Here is a 25,479-nt window from a genome sequence, read left to right as displayed (position 1 = left end):
AATTGTATTGTTACTTTATAACATTATGCAATGCATCGTTTCGAATGCGTCCGCCTGAAGAGGTTTCGCCATGTCCAATCGCCTTCCTGTCACCGTGTTGTCCGGCTTTCTCGGCGCCGGCAAAAGCACCTTGCTCAACCATGTACTGCGTAATCGTGACAACCTGCGGGTCGCCGTCATCGTCAACGACATGAGTGAAATCAACATCGATGCCAGCGAGGTCCAGCGCAATGTCAGCCTCAACCGTGCTGAGGAGAAACTGGTCGAGATGAGCAACGGCTGCATCTGTTGCACCCTGCGCGAAGACCTGCTGGAAGAAGTCGCACGCCTTGCCGAGGAAGGCCGCTTCGATTACCTGCTGATCGAGTCCACCGGCATCTCCGAGCCGTTGCCGGTAGCCGAGACGTTTACCTTCCGCGACGAGCAGGGGCGCAGCCTGTCTGACATGGCGCGCCTGGACACCATGGTGACGGTGGTCGATGGCCTGAACTTCATGCGTGATTATCAGGCAGCCGACAGCCTGGCGAGCCGCGGTGAGACGTTGGGTGATGACGATGAGCGCTCCATCAGTGATCTGCTGATCGAACAGGTCGAGTTCGCCGATGTGCTGTTGCTGAGCAAGATCGACCTGATCAGCCAGCACGAGCGCGAGGAACTGCTGGCGATTTTGCGCAGCCTCAATGCCCGGGCGCAGATCGTGCCGATGGTCATGGGTGAGGTACCGCTGGCGCGGATCCTAGATACCGGCCTGTTCGATTTCGAGCTGGCCGCACAGGCGCCAGGCTGGCTGCAGGAATTGCGCGGGGAGCATGTGCCAGAGACCGAAGAGTACGGCATTGCTGCAACCACCTGGGAAGCCCGCAGGCCGTTTCACCCGCAACGCTTCTTCGACTTTATCCACAGGGACTGGAGCAACGGGCGGCTGCTGCGTTCGAAAGGCTTCTTCTGGCTGGCCAGCAAATACCAGGAGGCCGGCAGTTGGTCGCAAGCAGGCGGCATGATGCGTCATGGGTTGGCTGGGCGCTGGTGGCGATTCGTACCAAGGGAGCACTGGCCGCAGGATGAGCAGAGCACGGCCCAGATTCACAAACACTGGGTAGCGGAGAGCGGCGACTGCCGTCAGGAACTGGTCTTCATCGGGCAGAACATCGATCTTGCTAAGTTATCCACAGAGCTTGACGCCTGCTTGTTGAGTGATGAGGAGATGGAGGCAGGCCCGATGAGCTGGTTGCGGCTGCAAGATCCGTTCGGGCCCTGGCATGCCGAGGAGGCCTCATGAAACCTGCCTTGCGGCCTGTGGATATCCGCCAGAGCGTGGGGCACTCAGCCCAGGTACTGACCGACATTTTTCAGGATGGCGTCAATTTGGCTGTCTGGCAGCGTCGCCTGCCAGCGCAGCTTGAAGACTTCGCCACGCTGGCCGTCAGCCTCGGGCAACCGCTGGCGGACCAGCGAGTAATCGAGGTCAGTGAGCATGAGCCTGTGCTACTTCCCGATTTGCTGAGGGAGACAGCTGACCTGCATGGCTACGAAAGCTTCGTGGCAGACGTCCGCTGGCTGGTTTCGGCCTACACCTGCCTGCTGGGTGCCCGGCGCGTGGGGCTCCGACTGCGGGTGCTGCAAGGTGCAATGTGCCCGCGATTCCATGTGGATAACGTGCCGGTGCGGCTGTTGACCACTTACGTGGGCCCCGGAAGCGAATGGCTGGATGAAGGGGCGATCGAACGGGCCGGCCTACACCTCGCTGCAGCGCCTGTGGATAACATTAGAAGCCTGCAAGCTGGGGATGTTGCCGTGCTCAAGGGTGAGAAATGGCAGGGGAATGATGGTGCAGGGCTGGTTCATCGCTCGCCGGCTAGCCAGGACAGGCGCCTGCTGCTCAGCCTTGACTGGCTGGCATGAAGGGGCATAGTTGGGGGAAATCCGCCCAGAAGTAGACCCATGCTGCAGAACATCCCTACCCACGTCATCGCCGGCCCTCTGGGGGCTGGCAAGACCAGCGTCATTCGCCAGTTGATGGCTCAGCGCCCGGCCGGTGAGCGCTGGGCTGTGCTGGTCAATGAATTCGGCCAGGTTGGCCTCGATGCGGCGCTTCTCAGCCGCGATGAAGACGGCATCGCCATCGCGGAAGTGGCGGGTGGTTGCCTGTGCTGTGTGAATGGCGCGCCGTTCCAGGTCGGCTTGGGCCGCCTGTTGCGCAAAGCTCGACCGGATCGCTTGTTCATCGAGCCTTCGGGGCTGGGGCATCCCCTGCAGTTACTGAATCAGCTGAGGCAAGCCCCCTGGAAGGGTGTGCTGGCGGTGCAGCCGCTGGTAATGGTCGTGGATGCTCAAGCACTGATTCGGGGTGGTCAGTTGCCCTGTGCACAACTAGAGGCGTTACGAGCGACTTCACTGCTGATTTTCAACAAGAGCGAAGGTGTTGATGAAAATCATAGGTTGTTGATAAATAAGGAATTTGCCGAAATTGCTGGGCATTGGACAGCGCAGGGGATGTTAGCAATTTCCAGCCTTCCGCTTTCATCCACAGAGCCTTATTTGCCGTTTTTTGTGGATAACACCAGTGTGGATAGTCCATCCACAGGCTTGACTACCCTGTGGACAGATCCTCATCGGCCAATTTGTCACGCTCAGCAAGGCGACGGGGGCTGGAGCATCGGTTGGCGTTGGCATCCCAGCCAGCAGTTTTATCCACAGGCCTTGAGGGCTTTCCTCGATGGGCTTCACTGGCGCCGGGCCAAGGGTGTTATCCACACCTCTGATGGTTGGCAGTCCTTCAACGGCCTCGACGGCGACCTGCCAGCCTGGCAGGCGAGTGACTGGCGCAAGGACACGCGCATCGAGCTGATCTTCGACCAGCCGCAACCTCAGCAAGCCCTGCAAGCCGCATTAGATGAATGCCGTGTGGCGTGATCAATTGCGCCAGCGATTGTGCTCCTGGCGCCACTGCTGCATTTCGATCACGTTGCCGCTGCGTGGCGGGGTATTGATTTCGAACGGGTAGGGCGCCAGTTCGATCTGCACGCTGTGGGCACCGAACTGGGTCACCGTACCTGGGTGGCGTTGTTCGCCGGTTACGGTGAATTCGAAGGCATACACACGAGCCAGGCGCTTTCTGCCGTTGGCGTCGCGGATGAACGCGATGCGCTTGAGCGCGACGGCATCGTCGAGCAACTCCAGGTCAAGCTTGGCGCAGTGCTGTTTGACCCGCTCCAGGGCTTTTTCGCGCAGCCCATGGTTGTGCCATAACCAAGCGCCTGCCGTGGCCACCAGCATCAGGACGAAGAGATTCTCCAGGGTCAACATTTGCATATGCTCCAAACAGGTCGATCCAGCTTAACTGCGTCCCTGGTCTGTCGTACAGGTGGCAATCGAGTTCATACTGCGCGACGCACAATCCTTGAAACAGCTTTGGAAAACGCTCGCATGAAACGTACCCCGCACCTGCTCGCCATTCAGTCCCACGTGGTGTTCGGCCACGCCGGCAACAGCGCCGCGGTGTTCCCCATGCAGCGGATCGGGGTCAATGTCTGGCCGCTCAACACCGTGCAGTTCTCCAATCACACTCAGTATGGCCAGTGGGCAGGAGAAGTGCTTGCTCCAGCGCAAATTCCTGCGCTGGTGGAAGGCATTTCCAACATCGGGGAATTGGGCCACTGCGATGCCGTGCTGTCTGGCTACTTGGGCAGCGCCGAACAGGGCCGGGCGATACTCGCGGGTGTGGCGCGGATCAAGGCGGTGAATCCGAGGGCACTGTACCTGTGCGACCCGGTCATGGGCCACGCGGAAAAGGGCTGCATCGTCCCGCAGGAGGTCAGCGAGTTCTTGCTGGAAGAGGCGGCGGCCCAGGCGGACATACTGTGCCCCAACCAGCTGGAGCTGGACAGTTTCTGCGGCCGGCGGGCGCAGTCGCTGGAAGATTGCGTCAGCATGGCCCGTGGGCTGCTGGAGCGCGGGCCACAGGTGGTGCTGGTCAAGCATCTGTCTTATCCGGGGCGTGCCGAAGACATGTTCGAGATGTTGCTGGTCACCCGAGACGGAAGCTGGCACCTGCGCCGCCCGCTGCTGGCATTCCCGCGCCAGCCGGTCGGGGTAGGCGACTTGACCTCCGGGCTGTTCCTCGCCCGGGTACTACTGGGTGACAGCTGGGTGCAGGCGTTCGAGTTCACCGCAGCGGCGGTGCATGAAGTACTGCTGGAGACCCAGGCCTGCACCCGCTACGAGTTGCAGCTGGTGCGGGCTCAAGACCGTATCGCCCATCCGCGCGTGCGCTTCGAGGCGCAGCGCCTGGCGTTTTAAAGCGCGTCGGTCTTCAGGTCCTGGTAACGCTTTTCCAGCTCCTGGCGGATCTGCCGGCGCTGCTGGCCCTGTAGGAAACGGCGTTTTTCTTCACTTGAATGCGGTTGGCGCGGCGGTACTGCTACCGGGCGACGGTTGTCATCGACCGCAACCATGGTGAAGAAGCAGCTGTTGGAATGGCGCACCGAGCGCTCGCGGATGTTCTCGGTCACTACCTTGATGCCCACCTCCATGGAGGTATTGCCGGTGTAGTTGACCGAGGCCAGGAACGTCACAAGCTCGCCGACATGCACCGGCTCGCGGAAAATCACCTGGTCGACCGACAACGTGACCACATAACTGCCGGCATAACGGCTGGCGCAGGCGTAGGCCACTTCATCGAGGTACTTGAGCAGGGTGCCGCCATGTACGTTGCCAGAAAAGTTGGCCATGTCCGGGGTCATCAGGACGGTCATGCTCAGCTGGGCGTTTCCAGGTTCCATAGTGTGCTCACGGTGAGGTTGCGCTGAATCGGGGCGGGTATCTGCTGACACTTCTGTTTCCCCTCTTGAAGTTTTGCCTTCCTGGTACGGGACGTTGGCTGACGCTCCGTCGTCACGCCGATCATGCCATCAGGGGCCGTTAACCGGCCGATCTGTTTCTACATATTGCACCGGCATTTTGCGGCGGGGTGCGATGTTAACCTGAGTACGCCCATGCATCATGGGCCTTCCTGCATTCAATACAGTATGTACTTGCTGCTCGCTCGGGTTTGCCTAGGCAGAGGAGCGGTCTGCCCGGGCATCGAGAAAGGAGTATCGCGCCATGCATGCCATCAGCTTCATCCAGGATCTGGCAGTGATCATGCTGGTCGCCGGGGTGGTGACGATTCTCTTTCATCGGCTCAAGCAGCCAGTGGTGCTGGGCTACATCGTCGCCGGCTTCATCATCGGCCCGCATACCCCACCGTTTGGCCTGATCCACGACGAAGACACGATCAAGACCTTGGCAGAGCTGGGGGTGATTTTCCTGATGTTCTGCCTCGGGCTGGAGTTCAGCCTGCGCAAGCTGTTCAAGGTGGGGGCCACAGCGTTTATTGCAGCGTTCCTCGAAATTGTGCTGATGATCTGGATCGGTTTCGAGATTGGCCGCTGGTTCGGCTGGAACACCATGGATTCGCTGTTCCTCGGGGCGATCCTGGCCATTTCCTCGACCACCATCATCGTCAAAGCGCTCAACGACCTGAAGATGAAGAACGAGCGCTTTGCCCAGTTGATCTTCGGGGTGCTGATCGTCGAGGACATCCTCGGCATCGGTATCATCGCCCTGCTTTCAGGCATCGCGGTGAGTGGCTCGGTCAGTTCCGGCGAGGTGTTCTCCACAGTCGGCAAACTGTCGCTGTTCATGATAGTGGCGTTGGTCATCGGCATTCTGCTGGTGCCGCGGCTGCTCGCCTACGTGGCGAAATTCGAGAGCAACGAAATGTTGCTGATCACCGTGCTGGGGCTGTGCTTTGGCTTCTGCCTGCTGGTGGTAAAACTCGAGTACAGCATGGTACTGGGCGCCTTCCTGATCGGTGCGATCATGGCCGAGTCGCGCCAGTTGCTGAAAATCGAACGGTTGATCGAACCGGTGCGCGACCTGTTTAGCGCCATCTTCTTCGTCGCCATCGGCTTGATGATCGACCCCCAGGTGCTGCTCGACTACGCCTGGCCGATCGTGGTCATCACCCTGGCCGTGGTACTGGGCAAGATGCTGTCTTGCGGCATGGGCGCGTTCATTGCCGGCAATGACGGGCGTACCTCGCTGCGCGTAGGCATGGGGCTGTCACAGATTGGCGAATTTTCATTCATCATTGCGGCCCTGGGCATGACGCTGCAGGTGACCAGCGACTTCCTTTACCCGGTCGCCGTGGCGGTTTCGGCTATCACTACCTTGTTAACGCCGTACCTGATCCGTGCGGCCGACCCGCTGTCGATAAAGCTCGGCAAGGTTATGCCAAGCCGGCTATCGCGCGTGCTTTCACTGTATGGCGAGTGGTTACGCAGCATTCAGCCCCAGGGTGAGAGCGCGATGCTGGCGGCGATGATCCGCCGCATCCTGCTGCAGGTTGGGGTGAACCTGGCCCTGGTGATCGCAATCTTCTTCAGCGGTGGGTATTTTGCCGGGCGTATCGGCACGTGGCTCAGTGAGTGGGTCGGCGATGTCAGCCAGCAAAAGGCGATGATCTGGGGTGCAGCGCTGCTGCTTTCTTTGCCGTTCCTGATTGCGGCCTACCGCAAGCTCAAAGCACTCTCCATGTTGCTGGCCGAGATGGGCGTGAAGCCTGAAATGGCCGGCCGCCATACCCAGCGCGTGCGCCGTGTAGTGGCAGAGGTGATTCCGCTGCTGTCGCTGCTGGTGATCTTCCTGCTGCTGTCTGCATTGTCGGCGAGCATCCTGCCGACCAACGAACTGCTACTTATCATCGCAGTAGTGGCGGCGGTGGTGGTGGCGGTGCTCTGGCGCTGGTTCATCCGCGTGCATTCACGCATGCAGATCGCCTTGCTGGAAACGCTGGAGAACAGCCGCGAGAATTCGCACTAAGGGCGTGCCTCTGCGCGAGTTTTGACTGTCGGCCGAGGGGATGGAGCGGTAGCGATGTCGCCAGGCGCAGAAAGCCTGGCGATATTACGGCCACAGATAGCTATGAGGTAGCACTTACTGCGGCGGGCTTTGAATCAGCTTTCGAGCCAGACGTCACGCGCCCAGTGCCAGACTGATTCCCAGCTTTCTTCGGTAACGATTTCTTCTTCAGCGGACCAGAGCACCACGGTGCCGTCTTCTTCCACGCAGTAGTAATCATCACCGTCCTGGCAGATCGGTATCAGTTCGCGCGGAACGCCTGCATCCCAGGCACTGGCCGCGACTTCAGGCAGATAGGTATGCGACTGTGGGTCGGTGACGGTCACCGGCTCCAGCGAGCCGTACACCACGTCGCTGACGGTCAGCAGAAACTCTTTGAACACGAATGGAATGTTGATGAACAGCTGTTCCTCGACCTCGACCAGCTGATCTTCGTCGGGAAGCTCCAGGGGTACCGGTACCGGCTCATTGGCTTCACGGAGTTGTTCGATCACTTCTTCCACGGTTCGTATCCTCTTACCTTGATGACAACGCTGCGCGTTATACCCTAGTAGGCCGGTCTGGCAAAAGCAAAAACCCCGGGGCAGGCCCGGGGTTTTTTGTGCAACGTACGTCGGTTAGCCGTTTTGGCGGATACCGGCAACCAGCCAAGGCTGGTTCTCGCCCTGGGCACGAACCATGTGCCAGCTTTCGCTGAAGGCTTCGCCCTGGTCGAAGCGCGAGGTCTTCGACACGCCACGGAAGGTCAGGGTGGCGTCGGTACGGTCGGCGCGATCGTCCACGCCATCCAGCTGCACTTCGAGGTTGTCGATGTACGTGGCCTGGAAGCCATCACCCAGGTCAGCGCGCTCACGCTTGAGGAACTCAAGCATCTGCGGTGTCACGAACTCGGCAATCTTGTCCATCTCGTTGGCATCCCAGTGCTGCTGCAGCGACTGGAAGTGGCTTTGGGCCGCGGCCAGGAAGCTCTGCTCGTTGAACCAGGCCGGGGCGTTGATTACCGGCGCAGCTGCAGCGGCAGGTGCGGCCGAACCACCGAAGATCGACGGCTGGGCAGGCTGGCCGTGCGCTTCACGTTGGAACGGCGCGTGGCCCGGAGCGGCCATTTGCGGCTGCTGCTGACGGCGTCGCGCGGCGATGAAGCGGAACACCAGGAAAGCGATCAAGGCGACGATCAGGAAGTCCATGATCTGCAAGCCTTCGAAGCCGTCACCCATGAACATGGATGCCAGCAGGCCGCCAGCGGCGAGGCCGGCGAGTGGGCCCAGCCAGCGCGAAGCACCGCTGGCGGCGGCCGGAGCGCGGCCCGGAGCGGTCGGCGCGGCGGCAGGCGTGGTTGGCGTAGCCTGGCGAGTCTGGTGAATAGGCGCGGAGCCCGAGCTCTTGCCGCCGCCGAAGCGCTTGGCGTTGGCGTCCAGGCTCAGCGTCAGGCCGACGCAGAGCGCCAGTGCGATGCTAAGAAAACGTTGCATAAATGGGATATCCCCTGTTGTGGATTGCACGCGCGTCATGTTGCACAGGTTCCCCGGCACATGACCAGCGACATAATGTTTCGAGCTTTTGCCTGAATGTTACAAGCAGCCAGGTCCGGCCTGTCGCGGGGCTGCCCGCGAACAGGGCCGGTGCGGCTTCAGATGGCCTCGAGCTTGGCATACCCCAGCATCAGCCACTTGCTGCCTTCGGCGAAGTTCACCTGCACCCGCGCCTGGGCACCGGAACCTTCGAAGTTGAGGATCACGCCTTCGCCAAAGACCGAATGCTGTACCCGCTGGCCGAGGTTGAACGAGGTCTGCGGAATATTGGCATTGGCGAACAGGCTGCTGGCGCCAGTGGCTTTGGCGCCGCCGAACGGGCGGCTGACGCTGTTGGAAAGGCGCACTTCCTGAACCAGGCCCGCCGGTATTTCCCGTACGAAGCGTGACACCTTGTTGTAGGTCTCACTGCCATACAGGCGGCGCGTTTCGGCATAAGTCATGAACAGCTGGCGCATGGCGCGGGTAATGCCTACGTACGCCAGGCGGCGTTCCTCTTCAAGGCGGCCGGGCTCTTCCAGGCTCATCTTGTGCGGGAACAGGCCTTCTTCCATGCCCACCAGGAACACATAGGGGAACTCCAGGCCCTTGGCGCTGTGCAGTGTCATCAGCTGGATGCTGTCTTCGTGCTCGTCAGCCTGTGCCTCACCGGCTTCCAGCGAGGCGTGGCCGAGAAACGCCGACAGCGGCGAGAGGTCACCGTCATCGTCGCTGGTTTCGAAGTTGCGGGCGGCGCTGACCAGTTCCTCAAGGTTTTCTACCCGTGCCTGGCCCTTTTCACCCTTTTCTTCCTGGTGATAGAGGATCAGGCCGGACTGCTCGATGACCGTCTGGGTCATGGTGTGCAGCGGCATGTCCGCGACTTTGCCCGACAGGTTCTCGATCAGTTCGATGAACGCGCCCAGCGCACTGGCGGCGCGGCCTTTGAGGGCCTTGGCGGCTAGCAGTTGGCACATGGCCCCCCACATCGACAGCTGGCTGTGGCGAGCGTGCTCACGGATGGCTTCGACAGTCTTCTCGCCAATGCCGCGCGGCGGCACATTGATTACCCGCTCCAGGGCCGCGTCGTTGCCACGCCCTTCCAGCAGGCGCAGGTAGGCCATGGCGTTCTTGATTTCGGCACGCTCGAAGAAGCGCTGGCCGCCATAGATGCGATACGGGATGCGTTCGCGCAGCAGGGCCTCTTCCAGCACCCGCGACTGGGCGTTGGAGCGATACAGGATGGCGATTTCGTTGCGCGAGCTGCCTTGCTTGATCAGGCTCTCGATGGTCTCGACCACGTAGCGCGCTTCGTCGTGCTCGTTATAAGCCGCATACAGGGTGAGCGGCTCGCCTTCGCCCAGGTCGGTCCACAGCTCCTTGCCCAGGCGCCCGCTGTTATTGGCGATCAAGGCGTTGGCCGCCTTCAGGATGCCACTGGTGGAGCGGTAGTTCTGCTCCAGGCGGATCATTTCGGCGTCTGGGAAGTCGGCCGTGTACTGGTGAATGTTCTCGATCTTGGCGCCGCGCCAGCCGTAGATCGACTGGTCGTCGTCGCCAACGGCCATCAGGCTGCCGCCGCCGCTGCCAGCCAGCAGGCGCAGCCAGGCGTACTGCACGGCGTTGGTGTCCTGGAACTCGTCCACCAGCAGGTGACGGAAGCGCCGCTGGTAGTGCTCGAGCAGGCCTGGGTTGTCGCGCCACAGGTCGAGGGCGCGCAGCAGCAGTTCGGAAAAGTCGATGACCCCGGCGCGTTCGCAGGCCTGTTCGTAGGCCTCATAGATGCTGCGCATGGTGCCCAGGAACAGGTCGCCGCTGGCTTGGATGTGCTGCGGGCGCAGGCCTTCGTCCTTCTGCCCGTTGATGAACCACTGGGCCTGGCGTGCCGGCCAGCGCTGCTCGTCGAGGCCAAGCTCGCGGATCACCCGCTTGACCAGCCGCTGCTGGTCATCGCTGTCCAGAATCTGGAAGTTCTGCACCAGCCGCGCTTCCTGCCAGTGTGCCCGCAACAGCCGGTGCGCCAGCCCGTGGAAGGTGCCCACCCACATGCCGGCAGGGTTGATGCCCAACAGTTGCTCGATACGCTGGCGCATCTCGGCGGCGGCCTTGTTGGTGAAGGTCACCGACAGGATCGAGTGCGGCGAGGCCTGCTCCACCTGGATCAGCCAGGCGATGCGGTGCACCAGCACGCGGGTTTTACCGGAGCCGGCGCCAGCAAGCACCAGCTGACGCCCGAGCGTGGCCGCGACGGCCTGGCGTTGGGCATCGTTGAGGGAATTCAGCAGGAGGGAGAGGTCATCTGTGTGCATCCGGCCATTCTAGGGGCAGGCCGGTTACGGGGCAAACGCCTACTGTATAAATGTTCACCTTCATGGGACGTCGCTCATCGGGTTTTGGCTGCAGCACAATGCCAAACCGCTCGCAACGATCCGGCATTGTCAGCCATCAGTCGATGGCTACACGGTGCCCGATCTCGACTATCTGCGGGCCGTCGGGCTGGATGATTTCCAGCCTTTTCCACGAGCTCGCACGTTCGCGCCGGTAAAATACCGGTTTCTCGGTAAGAACCTGAAGGGTCGCTCCCCCCTTGTCCTCCAGATTCAGCTGAAGCACTTCCCAGCCACCTCTGTGACGTCTCTTGGGTTCTACCAGCACAGGCTCGATACCCGGGTGGGCAACGGTCACCGTTCCCTGAACTTCAAAGCAAGTCGGTTGGCCTGGAACTTCAAGGTTGTACGCATACAGATTTTCGATTTTGCTCATGATGGATCCCTTGGCAGTTGAGTTTACGCCAGAGGCGCAGTGCGACTTTCTCTACTGCACGGGAGCATTGGGAGCGGGACGGCTTTCTTCTGTGTCAACGGTTGCCCTGCATTGGGGAACGACTGAAATCGGCAATGGCTTCAGCTATGCCAGGTTCTGCCCTGATGTGCCAGCAGGCTGTTGGCTTGCTCTGGGCCGCTGCTACCTGCGGCGTAGTGGCGGGGCGCTTGAAAGTGATCCTCCCAACCCTGGATGATCGGATCGATCCACGCCCATGCCGCTTCAACTTCGTCGCGCCGCATGAACAGGGTAGAGTCCCCCTCCAGTACATCCAGCAGCAAGCGCTCGTAGGCCTCCCAGCGACGGGTCTGGCCGAAGACTTGCGCCAGGTTCAGGTCGAGGTCGACCGGCTCCAGGCGCATGCCCTTGCCCGGGCTCTTGGTCATCATGCGCAGGCTGATGCGCTCGTCTGGCTGCAACTGGATCAGTAGCTGGTTGACCTGGCCACCGCTGAACAGCTCATGCGGCACGGGCTTGAACTGAATGACGATCTGCGACGAACGACGCGCCATGCGTTTGCCGGTGCGCAGGTAGAAAGGCACGCCGGCCCAGCGCCAGTTGTCGATGTGGGCGTGCACGGCGACGAAGGTTTCGGTGTCGCTGTCGTTGTCCACGTCTTTCTCGAAGTAATAGGCAGGCACTTCCTGACCGCCGATTCTCCCCGCACCGTATTGGCCGCGTACGGTCTTGTCCTGCACGTCCTGGCCGGTGATCGGCTTGAGGGCACGCAGGATCTTCACCTTCTCGTCGCGCACCGCCTCGGCTTCGAACTGCGCGGGCGGCTCCATGGCCACCAGGCACAGCAGCTGCAGCAAGTGGTTCTGCAGCATGTCGCGTGTTGCACCAGCGCGGTCGTAGTAGCTGCCACGGTTCTCTACACCGAGGGTTTCGCAGACGCTGATCTGTACATGGTCGACCTGCCCGTTGCGCCACACCGGTTCAAGCAGCGCATTGGCGAAGCGCAGGGCCATGAGGTTCTGTACCGTCTCCTTGCCCAGGTAGTGGTCGATCCGAAATACCTGGGATTCGTCGAATACTGCGCCGATCGCTTCGTTGATGGCGGTGGCCGACTCCAGCGAATGGCCGATCGGTTTTTCAAGCACGATGCGCGCTTCGTGGTCCGCGAGCCCGGCCACGCGCAGGTTATTGGCAATCGGCACGAACAAGTTGGGCGCGGTGGCCAGGTAATAAATGCGGGCCAGCCCGCCAGGTTCGCCGAGGTAGCGGGCCAGCCGGCCGAAATCGGCGCTCTGCGCAGCATCCATGGGGAAGTAGTCCAGGCGTGCGCAAAAGCGTTGCCACACGTCTTCATCGAAGTCGCTTCGGGCGATCTGCGCCCGGCAGTGGCGTTCTGCGAGCCTGAGGTATTCGTTGCGCGTTATGTTGCGCCGGGCCAGGGCAATGACGCGCACGGCAGGGTTCAGACGCGCCTCGCGGTACAGGTGGTAGAGCGCTGGCAGCAGTTTATGCAGGGCCAGATCGCCGGTGCCGCCGAACACCAGAATGTCGCAAGGAATCGTCAAACCGCCACTCTCCACGTTCGTTTAACTGGGCGGGTTGGCGTCCATGTAGTATAACTACAAGAAAGCTACATCCCGGCCAGCCGATCATAACCGAGTCCAGCCCGTGAATCTGTTGCAACATATCGCCCAATCGCGCCACCTGCTGCGCAAATCGGAATTGAAAGTGGCAGACCATGTGCTGCTAGACCCGGCTGCCGTCATGCACAGCTCGATGGCCGACCTGGCGCACAACGTGGGCATCAGCGAGCCGACCATCGTGCGCTTCTGCCGGGCGATTGGCTGTTCGGGCTTTCAGGACCTCAAGCTAAAGCTGGCGCAGAGCCTGGCCGCTGGCGCCAGTTTCGGTCAGTTTGCGATCCATGAAGACGACTCGGTTGCCGACTACAGCCTGAAGATTTTCGACACCACCCTGCACACCCTGATGGAAGTGCGCGAGCACCTCGACCCGCAGGCGTTGCAGCGCGCGGTGAGTGCCATGGCCCAGGCGCAGCGTGTGGAGTTTTATGGGTTCGGTGCGTCCGGCGCGGTAGCGGCGGACGCTCAACACAAGTTCTTCCGGCTGCTGCTGAGTGCCGCGGCCTATTCCGACCCGCACATGCAGGCGATGTCGGCGGTCACGCTCAAGCCGGGTGACGTGGCGGTGTGCATATCTCAGTCCGGCCGATCCAAGGATTTGCTGATTACTGCCAACCTGGTGCGAGAGAGCGGCGCCAACCTGATCACCTTGTGCCCGAGCCAAACCCCATTGGCGGAGCTGTCTACCGTCAACCTGGCGATCGATGTACACGAGGACACCGAAATCTACACCCCGTTGACCTCGCGTATCGCCCACCTGGTGGTGATCGACGTGCTGGCCATGGGCGTGGCCATGGCCCGCGGGCCGAGCCTGGTCAATCACCTGAAGAGCGTCAAGCGCAGCTTGCGCAGCCTGCGGTTGTCACCCAAGTCGATCAAGGCGATGGACGACTGATCGAGGGTGTAGGCAGCAGCTGCAAATTTCACCGATTTGTCACCATTTCTCAGCAAAACGGTAAACCATTGAAGCCAGTCTGAAGCTCCTCGCACTCGATCAGGGAGACAGGCATGGCTCGTGATTTCGATGGCTCGTACCTACCAAACGCCAAGGCTCGCAAACAGCAGGAAAGGGATCAGCGCCGCATGGAGTACCGCCGCGCGATCGAAAGCTATTGCGACCAACGACAACTGCTCCGCGACCTGGCGGACTACCCTGAGCTGCAAGAGCTCACGGTGTGGCAGGCTTCAGCAGCGGCTTCCCCGAAAAACGTTCAACAAGCGCGCTGATCAGCGCACGTTCGCTGCGGATGAACGCCAGGAACGCCAAGGCCACCGGCGACTGCCGCTTGGCCTTGGCCTGCACCACGCACCAGCTGCGATACAGGGGCAATTCCTCTACAGGCAACTCCCTGAGCACCCCTGCAGCCAATTCCATATTGACGGCGTGGCGGGTCAGCAGGGCAATGCCCAGGCCTGCGATCACGCATTCGCGCTGGGCATCTGCCGAGGCCACTTCAAGCGTCTGGGTGAAGTGCACGCGCTTGTCCTTGAAGTACTCCTCGCAGGCCTTGCGCGTGCCCGACCCCTGTTCACGGACCAGCAAGGTATGAGGCTCCAGGTCTTGCAGGCGCAGCTGCTCAAGCTTGCACAGGGCATGCTCCGGCGGCGCCACGGCGACGATCGGGTTGTTCAGAAACGGCAGAAACTCCAGGCCCATGTCCTGCGGCACCATCGACATGATGATCAGGTCGTCGCGGTTATCGGAAAGGCGCCGGATCGCCTGAGCGCGGTTAACCACCGTAAGGGTCAGGTTGACCTCCGGGTGGCGCTGCTTGAAGGCGGCGAACAGGTGTGGCACGAAGTACTTGGCGCTGGATTCGATCGCCAGTTTAAGCTGCCCTTGCAGTGAGCCCTGCATGTCCGACAGTTGCATGTCGAGGCTTTCCAGGCGCCCGAAAATATCCCGGCTGGCGCGTTGCAGCGCCTCGGCGGCCTCGGTCAGGTAGAGTTTTTTGCCGACATACTCAAACAACGGCTGCCCAACCAGTTCCTCCAGCTGGCGGATCTGTAGACTTACGGCGGGTTGCGTCAGCGCCATCTCTTCCGCCGCACGGCTGTACGAGCGCAAATCACACACTTCGTTGAAGATCTGCAACTGACGCAAAGTCATACGCATCAATGACTTACGCATTTTTTACCTGCTCCGGCAAAACCTTGTTACTCAACTATAAGCTTTTGCTAATACAGCCCCTAACAAATATTGATTTTTGTTTATCGACCTACAGCGCTAGGGTGAATACGCGACTGGCCAGCGACGTCTGGTCACGCGCCGACCGGTAGAACCGGGTCGACTGTTCCTACGGCTTTGGGAAGACTCCAGTGATAAAAAAAATCCTGATCGCCAACCGGGGTGAAATCGCAGTGCGGATCGTGCGTGCCTGCGCCGAGATGGGCATTCGCTCTGTCGCGATCTATTCCGACGCCGACCGTCACGCCTTGCACGTCAAGCGCGCCGACGAGGCCTACAGCATTGGTGCCGAGCCGCTGGCCGGCTACCTGAACCCGCGCAAGCTGGTAAACCTTGCTGTCGAAACCGGCTGTGATGCCCTGCACCCGGGCTATGGTTTCCTGTCGGAAAACGCTGAACTGGCAGAGATATGCGCCGAGCGCGGGATCAAGTTCATCGGCCCGGCGGCCGAGGTCATTCGCCGCATGGGCGACAAGACCGAAGCGCGCCGCACCATGATCCAGGCCGGGGTGCCCGTGACCCCTGGTACCGAAGGCAACGTTGCCGACATCCACGAAGCCCTGAGTGAAGGCGAGCGCATCGGCTACCCGGTGATGCTCAAGGCCACCTCGGGCGGCGGCGGGCGTGGTATTCGCCGTTGCAACAGCCGTGAAGAACTGGAGCAGAACTTCCCCCGGGTCATTTCCGAGGCCACTAAAGCCTTCGGTTCGGCGGAAGTGTTCCTGGAAAAGTGCATCGTCAACCCAAAGCACATCGAAGCGCAGATCCTCGGTGACAGCTTCGGCAACGTGGTGCACCTGTTCGAGCGCGACTGCTCGATCCAGCGCCGTAACCAGAAGCTCATCGAAATTGCCCCGAGCCCGCAGCTCACTCCCGAACAGCGCGCCTACATCGGCGACCTGGCGGTACGTGCGGCCAAGGCGGTGAACTACGAGAACGCCGGTACCGTGGAGTTCCTGCTCGCCGAGGGCGAGGTGTACTTCATGGAGATGAACACCCGCGTGCAGGTGGAACACACCATCACCGAAGAAATCACCGGTATCGACATTGTCCGTGAGCAGATCCGCATCGCCTCGGGCCTGCCGCTGTCGGTCAAGCAGGAAGACATCCAGCACCGCGGCTTCGCGTTGCAGTTCCGCATCAACGCCGAAGACCCGAAGAACAACTTCCTGCCCAGCTTCGGCAAGATCACCCGTTACTACGCCCCCGGCGGCCCGGGCGTGCGCACCGACACAGCCATCTACACCGGCTACACCATTCCGCCGTTCTACGACTCCATGTGCCTGAAACTGGTGGTTTGGGCGTTGACCTGGGAAGAGGCCATGGACCGCGGCCTGCGGGCCCTGGATGACATGCGCGTGCAAGGGGTGAAGACCACCGCCGCGTACTACCAGGAGATCCTGCGCAATCCAGAATTCCGTAGCGGCCAGTTCAACACCAGCTTCGTCGAAAGCCACCCTGAACTGACCAACTACTCGATCAAGCGCAAACCCGAAGAGCTGGCCCTGGCCATCGCCGCCGCCATCGCCGCCCACGCAGGCCTGTGAGGAATCCAATAATGTCCAAGAAAATCCACGTAACCGACACGATCCTGCGCGACGCCCACCAGTCCCTGCTGGCCACCCGCATGCGTACCGAAGACATGCTGCCGATCTGCGACAAGCTCGACAAGGTCGGCTACTGGTCGCTCGAAGTGTGGGGCGGCGCAACCTTCGACGCCTGCGTGCGCTTCCTCAAGGAAGACCCGTGGGAGCGCCTGCGCAAGCTGCGCAACGCCTTGCCCAACACCCGCCTGCAGATGCTCCTGCGCGGTCAGAACCTGCTGGGCTACCGCCATTACAGCGATGACGTGGTCAAAGCGTTCGTGGCCAAGGCTGCGGTCAACGGCATCGACGTGTTCCGCATCTTCGACGCCATGAACGACGTGCGTAACCTGCGTGTGGCCATCGAGGCAGTGAAGGCTGCCGGCAAGCATGCCCAGGGCACCATCGCCTACACCACCAGCCCGGTGCACACCATCGAGGCCTTCGTGAACCAGGCCAAGCAGATGGAAGCCATGGGCTGTGACTCGGTGGCGATCAAGGACATGGCCGGCCTGCTGACCCCTTACGCCACCGGCGAGCTGGTCAAGGCGCTGAAGGCCGAGCAATCGCTGCCGGTGTTCATCCACTCCCACGACACCGCTGGCCTGGCCGCCATGTGCCAGCTCAAGGCCGTGGAAAATGGCGCTGATCACATCGATACCGCCATCTCCAGCTTCGCCTGGGGCACCAGCCACCCGGGTACCGAATCGATGGTCGCTGCGCTCAAGGGCAGCGAGTTCGACACTGGCCTGGACCTGGAGTTGTTGCAGGAGATCGGCCTGTACTTCTATGCCGTGCGCAAGAAGTACCACCAGTTCGAGAGCGAGTTCACCGCCGTGGACACCCGCGTGCAGGTCAACCAGGTGCCGGGCGGGATGATTTCCAACCTGGCCAACCAGCTCAAGGAGCAGGGCGCGCTGAACCGCATGAACGAAGTGCTGGCGGAAATCCCGCGGGTGCGCGAAGACCTCGGCTTCCCGCCGCTGGTGACGCCGACCTCGCAGATCGTTGGCACCCAAGCGTTCTTCAACGTGCTGGCCGGTGAGCGCTACAAGACCATCACCAACGAAGTGAAGTTGTACCTGCAAGGCGGTTACGGCAAGGCCCCGGGTGTGGTGAATGAACAGCTGCGCCGCCAGGCGATCGGCAGCGAAGACGTGATCGACGTGCGCCCGGCCGACCTGCTCAAGCCGGAAATGGCCAAGCTGCGTGCCGACATCGGCGCGCTGTCGCGCAGTGAAGAGGACGTGCTGACCTTTGCCATGTTCCCGGACATTGGCCGCAAGTTCCTCGAAGAACGCGAAGCCGGCACGCTGACCCCCGAAGCCCTGTTGCCGATCCCTGAAGCCGGCGCAGTCGCCGCCCCTGGCGGTGAGGGCGTGCCGACCGAGTTCGTCATCGACGTGCACGGCGAAACCTACCGCGTCGACATCACCGGTGTGGGCGTCAAGGCCGAAGGCAAGCGCCACTTCTACCTGTCGATCGACGGCATGCCGGAAGAAGTGGTGTTCGAGCCACTCAACGAGTTCGTCGGTGGCGGCAGCAGCAAGCGCAAGCAGGCCAGCGCCCCAGGCCATGTCAGCACCACCATGCCAGGCAACATCGTCGATGTGCTGGTCAAGGAAGGCGACACGGTCAAGGCCGGCCAGGCCGTGCTGATCACCGAAGCGATGAAGATGGAAACCGAAGTGCAGGCGGCCATCGCCGGCAAGGTCGTGGCCATCCATGTCGCCAAGGGTGATCGCGTCACGCCGGGTGAGATCCTGATCGAGATCGAGGGCTGACAGAAGCCCTCATCTACTAGCGGGTAACCTCTGGGGGGCGGATGCTCCCCTTTTTTTTCTGACTATACCGGCCTCAGCTTTAGCCGTTGCGGCACGCCTCAAGCGTCCTCAGTTGCCCCTCAGCCCCCTGATTCTCCTCGCTCAGCCACCGCTCGAACCCGGCCGCCACCTGCGGCCATTCATCATCGGTGATCGAATACCACGCCGTATCGCGGTTATGGTCCTTCACCACCAGGTGCTTGCGGAACACCCCTTCAAACTGGAAGCCGAAGCGCTCGGCTGCACGCTTGGAGCGGGCATTGGCATTGTTGCACTTCCACTCCAGGCGGCGGTTGCCCAGTTCGAAGCCGAGCTTGGCCAGCAGGTACACCGCTTCGGTGCTCTTCGGCGTGCGCTGCATGGGGGCGCCGAAGGCGATATGGCCGATCTCGATGCGCCCGTGGTCGGGCACGATCGACATCAGCGTAAGAATGCCTTGGGCCTGGCCGCTGATCCGGTCGATGACGGTGTAGTACAGCGGATCGCGCCCGGCGGCGTTGCCTTCCAGCCAGCGGTCGAAGGGAGCCCGCTCGGTGAAGGGGCCGTAGGGCAGGTAATCCCAAAGCACGGGATCGGAATCCGGGCCCTGCAGCGCTTTCCACAGATCGTCACCGTGGCGTGCGGGGTCGAGTTTTTCCAGGCGGATGAAGCGGCCTTCGATAGCCCCGGCCTGCGGGGTGGCGGCAGGTTTCCAGTTCAATGCGTCAGTCATGTCTGCCTACAGCCCTTTGCGAAATTGGATGAAGCCCGGCCGCTCGGCAACCTGCTCGTACAGGCTGATGGCAGTGGCGTTGGTTTCGTGGGTCAGCCAGTGCACCTTGATACACCCGTCGGCCTTGGCCGTGGCGTAGACGTGCTCGATCAGCTGGCGGCCGATGCCCAGGCCACGCTGTGTGCTGTCCACATAGAGGTCCTGCAGGTAGCAGGAGTTCTCGATGCTCCAGTTGGAACGATGGTAGATGAAGTTGACCATCCCCACCGCCTTGCCATCGACCCAGGCCAGGGTCGAATGGGTGGGTTCGTTCGGGTCGAGCAGGCGCTGCCAGGTACTGAGGCTGACCTCATCGGCCAGCTCGGTCTGGTAAAAGCGCAGGTACGCCTGCCACAGGGCAAGCCAGGCGGCGTGGTCTTGGGCACTGACAGGGCGCAGGGTAAGGCTGGGCATGGGGCTATTCCTTCAGAGCTGGCGCATCTGCGCCGCGAGTTGGTTGTCCAGGTAATCGGTGCTGCTGCTCAGGCCGTCGCGCACGCCGGCGATGTCTTGTGCCGAACGGTTCTGGCTGAGCTTGCGCGCGCCTTGCAGGCGGGCGATGGGCAGGCGGATGCCGACGATGGCGCGGAGCATGCCGTCGAGGTAGTCGCGGGGCGCATCGGCCACTTTCCACGGCTCGCTGCGGCCTTGTTCATGGCGATCGGTCAGGCGGCTGACGATGTTCAGCAGGGGCGCTGCTTCGTGGATAACCTCGACCGGGCCGTACGCATGCACGGCCAGGTAGTTCCAGGTGGGCACCACTTTGGGGTTCTCGGCCTTGCTGGGGTAGTACGCAGGGCTGACATAGGCATCGGCGCCGGGGAATACCAGCAGCGCTTCGCCGCCTTGCTCCAGGTCTTGCCATTGGCGATTGGCGCGTGCGAGATGGGCGTAGACGGTGCCGAACTCGCCCTCATCGGGATCGAGCAGAACGGGCAGGTGCGTGGCCAGCAGTCCCTGCGCGCCTTGGCTCACCAACACAGCCAGGCGGGTATCGAGCATGTGCTGATGCAAGCGCTCGCGGTCGTGTTCCTGGTGGGGCTTGCTGTTGTACATGTGCAGGTTCCTTGTCGAATGGCTCCATCCTAGGCAGGCTATTGGCTCAGGGTAAGATCCATTAACAACAGTTTTGATAGGTCCAATGCCATGACCGTGCGTCCTCTTGTGTTGCCTTTCGATTGCGCCGGCCTGGTGCTGGACCGCCGGCGTGGGCTCAGCCAGCAGCTGTACGAGGCTTTGCGTGCTCGGGTGTTGGACGGGCGTCTGAGCAGTGGCACGCGGCTGCCGGCGACCCGCGATCTGGCGAACATGCTGGCGCTTTCGCGCAACAGCGTGGTGCGTGCCTACGACCAGTTGTATGCCGAGGGCTATATCGAAAGCCGTGTAGGGGATGGCACTTATGTAAGCCGGCTGGAAAAACTATCCACACAACTATCCACAGGGTTATCCCGGGGTTTATCAACAGGTTTATCCACATTTTCATCGGATAATACTGAGGATTTATCCAGCAACACACTGTCCAGTGAGCCGTTGGAACGTCTGAAAATTCACCATCTGCCGCTCCCAAGACCGGGTGCACCGCGTGCTTTTCGCGTGGGCATCCCGGCATTCGACCTGTTCCCGTTTGGCGTGTGGGCCAAGCTGCAGGCGGGTTTCTGGCGCAATCCGGACCCTGCGCAATTAGGCTACGGTGACCCAGCAGGCGAGTTCACGCTGCGCGAACTGATCGCCGCTTACCTGCGACGGTCACGGGGCTTGACCTGCACGGCTGAACAAATTGTGATCACCAGTGGCGCGCAGCAAGCCATCAGCCTTTGTGCACAGTTGCTGTTGCAGCCAGGCGACGGTGTGGCTGTGGAAAACCCTGGCTATCGCGCCGCCGGCCATACCTTCGCCGTTGCCGGCGCCAAGGTGACGGGTATTGCGGTGGATGGGGAGGGCATGGATTGCGCGCGTCTGGAGCAACTGCGGGACTGTCGCCTCGCCTACGTCACCCCCGCTCACCAGTACCCGACCGGGGTGACCATGAGCCTGGCCCGGCGCCTGGCGCTGCTGGCCTGGGCCGAGCGTCACGATGGCTGGGTCGTAGAGGACGATTACGACGGCGAGTACCGCTACAGCGGTGCGCCCCTGGCGCCGCTGGCGGCGCTGGACCGCCAAGGGCGGGTGCTTTACGTCGGCACGTTTGGCAAGATCGCCTTCCCGGCCTTGCGGCTTGGCTACCTGGTGCTGCCGGCACGCCTGGTTCAGGCGTTCAGCCAGGGCAGGGCGTTGGCGATGCGGCATTCCGAGGTGGGCACCCAGTGTGTGATGGCCGAATTCATGGCCCAAGGGCACTTCCAGCGGCATATCCGCCGTATGCGCCGGGCGGCGTTGAGCCGGCGCAATGTGCTCAAGGCCGGTTGGCCTGTGGATGTGCCGGGGCTTGGGGCGATGCCTGAAGTGGCAGCTGGGCTGCATGTGAAAGTGGATGTGGATAACTTTGCGCGTGAGCAGGAGCTGGTGGCCAGGGCAGAGGCGGCGGGGGTGGAAGTGAATCCGCTGAGCAGCTATTGGCTGGAGGATAGCGAGGTGCCTGTGGATAACCGTGCGGGGCTGGTGCTGGGGTTTGCGGCGGTGCCGGAGGGGGAAATTGCCGAGGCGTTGATGCGGTTGCGCAAGGCGTGGAGAAAGTAGGGGGCCGCAATGCGGCCCAATCGCCGGCAAGCCGGCTCCTACAGGATGATCACTGCCTTGAGAACAGTAGAGAACCTGTTGAGCCGGCTTGCCGGCGATTGGGCTGCGCAGCAGCCCTCAGGCTCAGGTCCCGGACTTGATCTTGGTCCAGGCCCGTGTCCGCGCCCGCTCTGCCTCGCGCGTCAAAGGCTTGAGCGTATACAGCTTGGCCATCGCGTCCGCGGTCGGGTACAGGTTGGGGTTGTTGCGGATCGACGGGCTGACCTTGTCGGTCGCATCCTTGTTCGGGTTCGGGTACCCCACAAAGTCGCTGATCGGCGCGATCACTTCCGGGCGCAGCAGGTAGTTGATGAACGTATGCGCATCCTCCGGGTTGGCCGCCCCTTTGGGTATCGCCAGCATGTCGAACCAGATCGGTGCGCCTTCCTTGGGCAGGCGCATGTCCACCACCACACCGTTCTTCGCGTCCCGTGCGCGGTTGGCGGCTTGCGAGAAGCTGCCGGAATAACCGACTGCGACACAGATGTCACCATTGGCGATGTCCGCCATGTACTTGGAGGAGTGGAAGTAGGTGATGTGTGGGCGGATCTTCAGCAGCAAGGCCTCAGCCTTCTTGTAGTCGTCCGGCTTGTCGCTGTTCGGGTCCAGGCCCAGGTACTTCAACGCCAGCGGCAGGATCTCCGACGGCGAGTCAAGGAGCGCCACGCCGCACTGTTTGAGTTTGGCGATGTTCTCTTCCTTGAATATCAGGTCCCAACTGTCCACTGGCGCCTGGTCGCCGAGCACGGCCTTGACCTTGTCCGGGTTGAAGCCGATCAGCACGGTGCCGTACATGTAGGGTACGGCGAACTTGTTGCCCGGGTCGTTGGCCTCGATCAGCTTCATCAGCGCCGGGTCCAGGTGTTGCCAGTTCGGCAGCTTGCTGCGGTCCAGTGGCTGGAACACGCCCGCTTCGATCTGCTTGGCCAGGAACACGTTGGACGGCACCACCACGTCGTAGCCGGAGTTGCCAGTCAGCAGCTTGGCCTCCAGCGCTTCGTTGGTGTCGAAGATGTCGTAGGTCAGCTTGACGCCGCTGTCCTTCTGGAAATCGGTCAAGGTCTGCGGGGTGATGTAGTCGAACCAGTTGTACACACGCAACGTGCGCTGTTCTGCATGGGCCTGGATGGCGCCAGTGAACAGGGTGGCAGCGATGAACGGGGCGAGCAGACGCTTGAGTCGGACCATTATCAGGCTCCTGGCTGGGCGCGCTGGAAGCCTTCCAGCACATTGACCGCGTTGATACCGATTTCTTCCACAGCGTAGCCGCCTTCCATCACGAACAGGGTCGGCTTGCCGAGTTGGGCAATGCGTTTGCCCATTTCCAGGTAGTCCGGGCTGTCCAGCTTGAACTGGGAGATCGGGTCGTCCTTGAAGGTGTCCACGCCGAGTGAGATCACCAGGACATCAGCGTCATAGGCGGCAATGCGCTGGCAGGCCGCTTCCAGAGCCGCACTCCAGGCCGCCCAGTCGCTGCCGGCTGGCAGCGGGTAGTTGACGTTGCAGCCAAGGCCTGCGCCTTCACCGGTTTCGTCGGCATAGCCGAGGAAGAACGGGAACTCGGCCTGTGGGTCGCCGTGGATCGAAGCGAAGAACACGTCGTCGCGCGAGTAGAAGATGTCCTGAGTGCCGTTGCCGTGGTGGTAGTCCACGTCGAGGATGGCCACTTTGGTATGGCCTTGGTCGAGGAAGGCTTGGGCGGCAATCGCGGCGTTGTTCAGGTAGCAATAACCACCCATGACCTCGGCTGCAGCATGGTGCCCTGGTGGGCGGCACAGGGCGAAGGCGCAATGGGCGCCTTGCTGGATCGCAGCCTGGGCAGTGAGCGCAACTTGGGCAGCACTGTAGGCGGCCTGCCATGTGCCTGCGGTAATTGGCGCGCCAGCATCGAAGCTGTAGTAACCCAGCTCGCCGTGCAGACCGGTCGGTTTGACCTGGCGCAGGGTGCGGGCTGGCCAGGTGAAGGGCAGCAGGTCGCCGTCGTGGCCCAGGGCGGCCCAGCGTGCCCAGGCACCTTCGAAGAAGTTGAGGTAGTCGGCGCTGTGGATGCGCTGCAGCGGCGCGCGGCCGAAATCGGTCGGGCCCTGGATGTCGCCCAGGTTGCGCTTTTTCACCTGGTCGAGCACATGGTCGGCGCGCGAAGGCATTTCGAAGCAAGGCATCAGCTTGCCGTCGATCAGCTCGCAGCGGCCGTGGTGCAGGCGGTGATCATCGGAATAGATCGTCAGCATTGTTGTTCTCCGGTGGTACTGGCGTTGGCCCATTTTCACGGGCGCCTCGGCGCGGGAGAACGACGCAAACGGCCAAAAGGGGATCGATGTGGCCAAAGCTGTTGGCCTGTGCTGGCCCTATCGCCGGCAAGCCAGCTCCTACAAGTACTGCACAGGCCTGGAATGCAGCGCAGGACCTGTGGGAGCCGGCTTGCCGGCGATAGGGCCGGAACAGGTCAACCGCGGAAGTGGCTGGGTGCCACACCACTCCAGCGCTGGAAGGCATGGCGGAAGCTGGCGGTCTCGCTGAACCCCAAAGCCTCCGCAATCCGGTAGATCGGCATCTGCTCATCGCTCAGCAACTGCTTGGCACGCTCGAAGCGCAGCTCGTCGAGCAACTGTTGATAACTGCTGCCCAGCGCCTGCAAGTGCCGGCGCAAGGTGCGCGACGAGCAGTTCATCTGCCGGGCCAGGCCTTCCAGGCCGGGTGCCGCGTCCAGCTGTTGCAGCAGTAGTTGGCGAATCCGCCCCAGCCAGGCCTGGCGCCCGGTGAACTCCAGGTTCAGGCGCCGGCAGCGTTCGCTCATGGCCTTGTGGGTAATCGGGTCGGCCAGCGGCAGCGGTGTGCCCAGCCAGCGTCGCTCGAAGGCAAAGGCGTTGTCTTGCGCCTCGAAGGCTAGCGGGCACTGGAATGCACCGGTATAGCGCGCGTGGTAGCCGGGCCGGGCATGTTCGAAGCGGGCACCGAGCAGTGGCAGCGGGCGGCCGAGGAGGTCGTCGCAGATGACTTTCAGCGAAACCAGGCAGAACTCGGCATTGAACGCAGCCAACTCAGGAATATCACGGTATTCGTTGGCGCTGAACCACACGCGTCGGCCGTCGTCGATCAGGCGCAGTTGGAAAACTGTTCCCAGCAGTGCCGGATACTGCAGCGCCAGGCGCAAGGCGTCACCCAAAGTGGCACTGGAGAGCAAGGCGTAACCGAGCATGCCGTAGCACGACACGTGCATGCGCCGGCCCAGCTCCAGGCCGATGTCCTCACGCCGCGCCACTGCGTTGGCACAGACCTGCAACTCTTGCTGGGTGGTGATGCGCGCATCGGCATGGCCAAGGTCTGCCGGGCCTATGCCGCTGCCAGCCAGCAGCGCCGTGGCCTCGCACCCTTGTTCCTGGAACAGGTTGAGGATCAGCGAAACCGCGTTGAGGGTGGTCAGGTGGCTGTGCAGCATGCTCGGTATTCCCGTGGGGCTGGGAGGCATTATGGAGCAAGTTGTGTGCCGGGAAGGCGCAGGCAAAAAAAAGGGCCCGGAGCGTGCGCTCGGGCCCTGCAAAGGTTGAGAGGTGTCTAGTCCCTCGACCTGGTGAGACTGTTTG

General features: G+C 61.9%; 24 protein-coding genes. 10 read left to right on the top strand and 14 right to left on the bottom strand.

Annotated elements, in window-relative coordinates:
* Positions 1-70 precede the first annotated feature (70 nt).
* From zigA to ACNQPL_RS04550, 3 genes are read left to right on the top strand one after another with little or no spacing between them, the layout of a single operon-like run.
* Positions 71-1,279, top strand: a complete 1,209-nt coding sequence (zigA, locus tag ACNQPL_RS04560) for a zinc metallochaperone GTPase ZigA (protein WP_416466095.1) — start codon at positions 71-73, stop codon at positions 1,277-1,279.
* Positions 1,276-1,902, top strand: coding sequence for a DUF1826 domain-containing protein (locus ACNQPL_RS04555; protein ID WP_416466094.1), 627 nt, complete (start codon positions 1,276-1,278; stop codon positions 1,900-1,902). The genes zigA and ACNQPL_RS04555 overlap by 4 nt, the downstream gene beginning before the upstream one ends.
* A gap of 39 nt (positions 1,903-1,941) precedes the next feature.
* Positions 1,942-2,913 (top strand): CobW family GTP-binding protein, encoded by a 972-nt coding sequence (locus ACNQPL_RS04550; RefSeq protein WP_416466093.1) that lies wholly within the window; start codon positions 1,942-1,944, stop codon positions 2,911-2,913.
* Here the strand turns inward: ACNQPL_RS04550 and ACNQPL_RS04545 are convergent, their stop codons facing one another.
* Positions 2,914-3,306 carry a DUF3301 domain-containing protein gene (locus ACNQPL_RS04545; RefSeq protein WP_346612715.1) on the bottom strand — a complete coding sequence of 131 codons (393 nt, stop codon included), beginning with the start codon at positions 3,304-3,306 and terminating at the stop codon, positions 2,914-2,916.
* A 120-nt stretch (positions 3,307-3,426) separates the two neighbouring features.
* Between ACNQPL_RS04545 and pdxY the strand changes: the two genes are divergently transcribed.
* On the top strand, positions 3,427-4,299 hold the full coding sequence (pdxY, locus tag ACNQPL_RS04540) for a pyridoxal kinase PdxY (protein WP_416466092.1): 873 nt from the start codon (positions 3,427-3,429) through the stop codon (positions 4,297-4,299).
* Here pdxY and ACNQPL_RS04535 read toward each other — a convergent pair.
* Entirely contained in the window at positions 4,296-4,781 is a 486-nt protein-coding gene (locus tag ACNQPL_RS04535; protein WP_346612713.1) for an acyl-CoA thioesterase, read from the bottom strand. The genes pdxY and ACNQPL_RS04535 overlap by 4 nt on opposite strands.
* 322 nt (positions 4,782-5,103) lie before the next feature.
* Here ACNQPL_RS04535 and ACNQPL_RS04530 point away from each other — a divergent pair, with 322 nt between their 5' ends.
* Positions 5,104-6,864 (top strand): cation:proton antiporter, encoded by a 1,761-nt coding sequence (locus tag ACNQPL_RS04530; RefSeq protein ID WP_346612712.1) that lies wholly within the window; start codon positions 5,104-5,106, stop codon positions 6,862-6,864.
* 134 nt (positions 6,865-6,998) lie between these two features.
* Here ACNQPL_RS04530 and ACNQPL_RS04525 read toward each other — a convergent pair whose 3' ends face one another.
* The 5 genes from ACNQPL_RS04525 to zwf form a co-directional block, all read right to left on the bottom strand.
* Positions 6,999-7,406, bottom strand: coding sequence for an SMI1/KNR4 family protein (locus tag ACNQPL_RS04525; RefSeq protein WP_346612711.1), 408 nt, complete (start codon positions 7,404-7,406; stop codon positions 6,999-7,001).
* Between the two features lie 114 nt (positions 7,407-7,520).
* Complete coding sequence (locus tag ACNQPL_RS04520) at positions 7,521-8,375, bottom strand: Tim44 domain-containing protein (RefSeq protein ID WP_346612710.1); 855 nt, start codon at positions 8,373-8,375, stop codon at positions 7,521-7,523.
* Between the two features lie 158 nt (positions 8,376-8,533).
* Positions 8,534-10,723 carry a DNA helicase II gene (gene uvrD, locus ACNQPL_RS04515; protein WP_346612709.1) on the bottom strand — a complete coding sequence of 730 codons (2,190 nt, stop codon included), beginning with the start codon at positions 10,721-10,723 and terminating at the stop codon, positions 8,534-8,536.
* 136 nt (positions 10,724-10,859) lie between these two features.
* Positions 10,860-11,177, bottom strand: coding sequence for a hypothetical protein (locus ACNQPL_RS04510; RefSeq protein WP_416466091.1), 318 nt, complete (start codon positions 11,175-11,177; stop codon positions 10,860-10,862).
* A gap of 140 nt (positions 11,178-11,317) precedes the next feature.
* Entirely contained in the window at positions 11,318-12,760 is a 1,443-nt protein-coding gene (gene zwf / locus ACNQPL_RS04505; RefSeq protein ID WP_416466090.1) for a glucose-6-phosphate dehydrogenase, read from the bottom strand.
* 103 nt (positions 12,761-12,863) lie between these two features.
* Between zwf and hexR the strand changes: the two genes are divergently transcribed.
* Positions 12,864-13,730, top strand: a complete 867-nt coding sequence (gene hexR / locus ACNQPL_RS04500) for a transcriptional regulator HexR (protein WP_346612706.1) — start codon at positions 12,864-12,866, stop codon at positions 13,728-13,730.
* A gap of 113 nt (positions 13,731-13,843) precedes the next feature.
* Complete coding sequence (locus tag ACNQPL_RS04495; protein ID WP_346612705.1) at positions 13,844-14,062, top strand: PA3496 family putative envelope integrity protein; 219 nt, start codon at positions 13,844-13,846, stop codon at positions 14,060-14,062.
* On the opposite strand, the gene ACNQPL_RS04490 is transcribed toward ACNQPL_RS04495, so the two are convergent.
* Positions 14,004-14,951, bottom strand: coding sequence for a LysR family transcriptional regulator (locus tag ACNQPL_RS04490; RefSeq protein ID WP_416466150.1), 948 nt, complete (start codon positions 14,949-14,951; stop codon positions 14,004-14,006). The two genes, ACNQPL_RS04495 and ACNQPL_RS04490, sit on opposite strands and share 59 nt — an antisense overlap.
* Positions 14,952-15,154: 203 nt before the next feature.
* On the opposite strand from ACNQPL_RS04490, the gene ACNQPL_RS04485 reads away from it, so the two are divergent.
* On the top strand, positions 15,155-16,570 hold the full coding sequence (locus tag ACNQPL_RS04485; RefSeq protein ID WP_346612704.1) for an acetyl-CoA carboxylase biotin carboxylase subunit: 1,416 nt from the start codon (positions 15,155-15,157) through the stop codon (positions 16,568-16,570).
* Positions 16,571-16,581: 11 nt separating this feature from the next.
* Positions 16,582-18,390 carry a sodium-extruding oxaloacetate decarboxylase subunit alpha gene (oadA, locus tag ACNQPL_RS04480; protein WP_416466089.1) on the top strand — a complete coding sequence of 603 codons (1,809 nt, stop codon included), beginning with the start codon at positions 16,582-16,584 and terminating at the stop codon, positions 18,388-18,390.
* 79 nt (positions 18,391-18,469) lie between these two features.
* Here the strand turns inward: oadA and ACNQPL_RS04475 are convergent, their stop codons facing one another.
* From ACNQPL_RS04475 to ACNQPL_RS04465, 3 genes are read right to left on the bottom strand one after another with little or no spacing between them, the layout of a single operon-like run.
* Positions 18,470-19,141, bottom strand: a complete 672-nt coding sequence (locus ACNQPL_RS04475) for a GNAT family N-acetyltransferase (RefSeq protein ID WP_416466088.1) — start codon at positions 19,139-19,141, stop codon at positions 18,470-18,472.
* Between the two features lie 6 nt (positions 19,142-19,147).
* A complete protein-coding gene (locus ACNQPL_RS04470) occupies positions 19,148-19,594 on the bottom strand; it encodes a GNAT family N-acetyltransferase (protein ID WP_416466087.1) in 447 nt (148 codons plus the stop codon).
* A 12-nt stretch (positions 19,595-19,606) separates the two neighbouring features.
* Positions 19,607-20,236, bottom strand: a complete 630-nt coding sequence (locus ACNQPL_RS04465; protein ID WP_346612700.1) for an FMN-binding negative transcriptional regulator — start codon at positions 20,234-20,236, stop codon at positions 19,607-19,609.
* A 90-nt stretch (positions 20,237-20,326) separates the two neighbouring features.
* Here ACNQPL_RS04465 and ACNQPL_RS04460 point away from each other — a divergent pair, with 90 nt between their 5' ends.
* Entirely contained in the window at positions 20,327-21,856 is a 1,530-nt protein-coding gene (locus ACNQPL_RS04460; protein WP_416466086.1) for a PLP-dependent aminotransferase family protein, read from the top strand.
* Positions 21,857-21,979: 123 nt separating this feature from the next.
* On the opposite strand, the gene ACNQPL_RS04455 is transcribed toward ACNQPL_RS04460, so the two are convergent.
* From ACNQPL_RS04455 to ACNQPL_RS04445, 3 genes are all read right to left on the bottom strand, one after another.
* Entirely contained in the window at positions 21,980-23,083 is a 1,104-nt protein-coding gene (locus ACNQPL_RS04455) for a polyamine ABC transporter substrate-binding protein (protein WP_416466085.1), read from the bottom strand.
* A 2-nt stretch (positions 23,084-23,085) separates the two neighbouring features.
* Positions 23,086-24,126 carry a histone deacetylase family protein gene (locus ACNQPL_RS04450; protein WP_346612697.1) on the bottom strand — a complete coding sequence of 347 codons (1,041 nt, stop codon included), beginning with the start codon at positions 24,124-24,126 and terminating at the stop codon, positions 23,086-23,088.
* A gap of 215 nt (positions 24,127-24,341) precedes the next feature.
* Complete coding sequence (locus ACNQPL_RS04445; protein WP_416466084.1) at positions 24,342-25,334, bottom strand: AraC family transcriptional regulator; 993 nt, start codon at positions 25,332-25,334, stop codon at positions 24,342-24,344.
* Positions 25,335-25,479: the final 145 nt, after the last annotated feature.

Origin of the sequence: Pseudomonas sp. LFS044 (assembly GCF_047978245.1) — a bacterium.
Taxonomy (GTDB): Bacteria; Pseudomonadota; Gammaproteobacteria; order Pseudomonadales; family Pseudomonadaceae; genus Aquipseudomonas.
The sequence above is the reverse complement of the archived record's forward strand: the minus strand, read 5'-3'. Positions and strand labels throughout refer to the sequence as shown.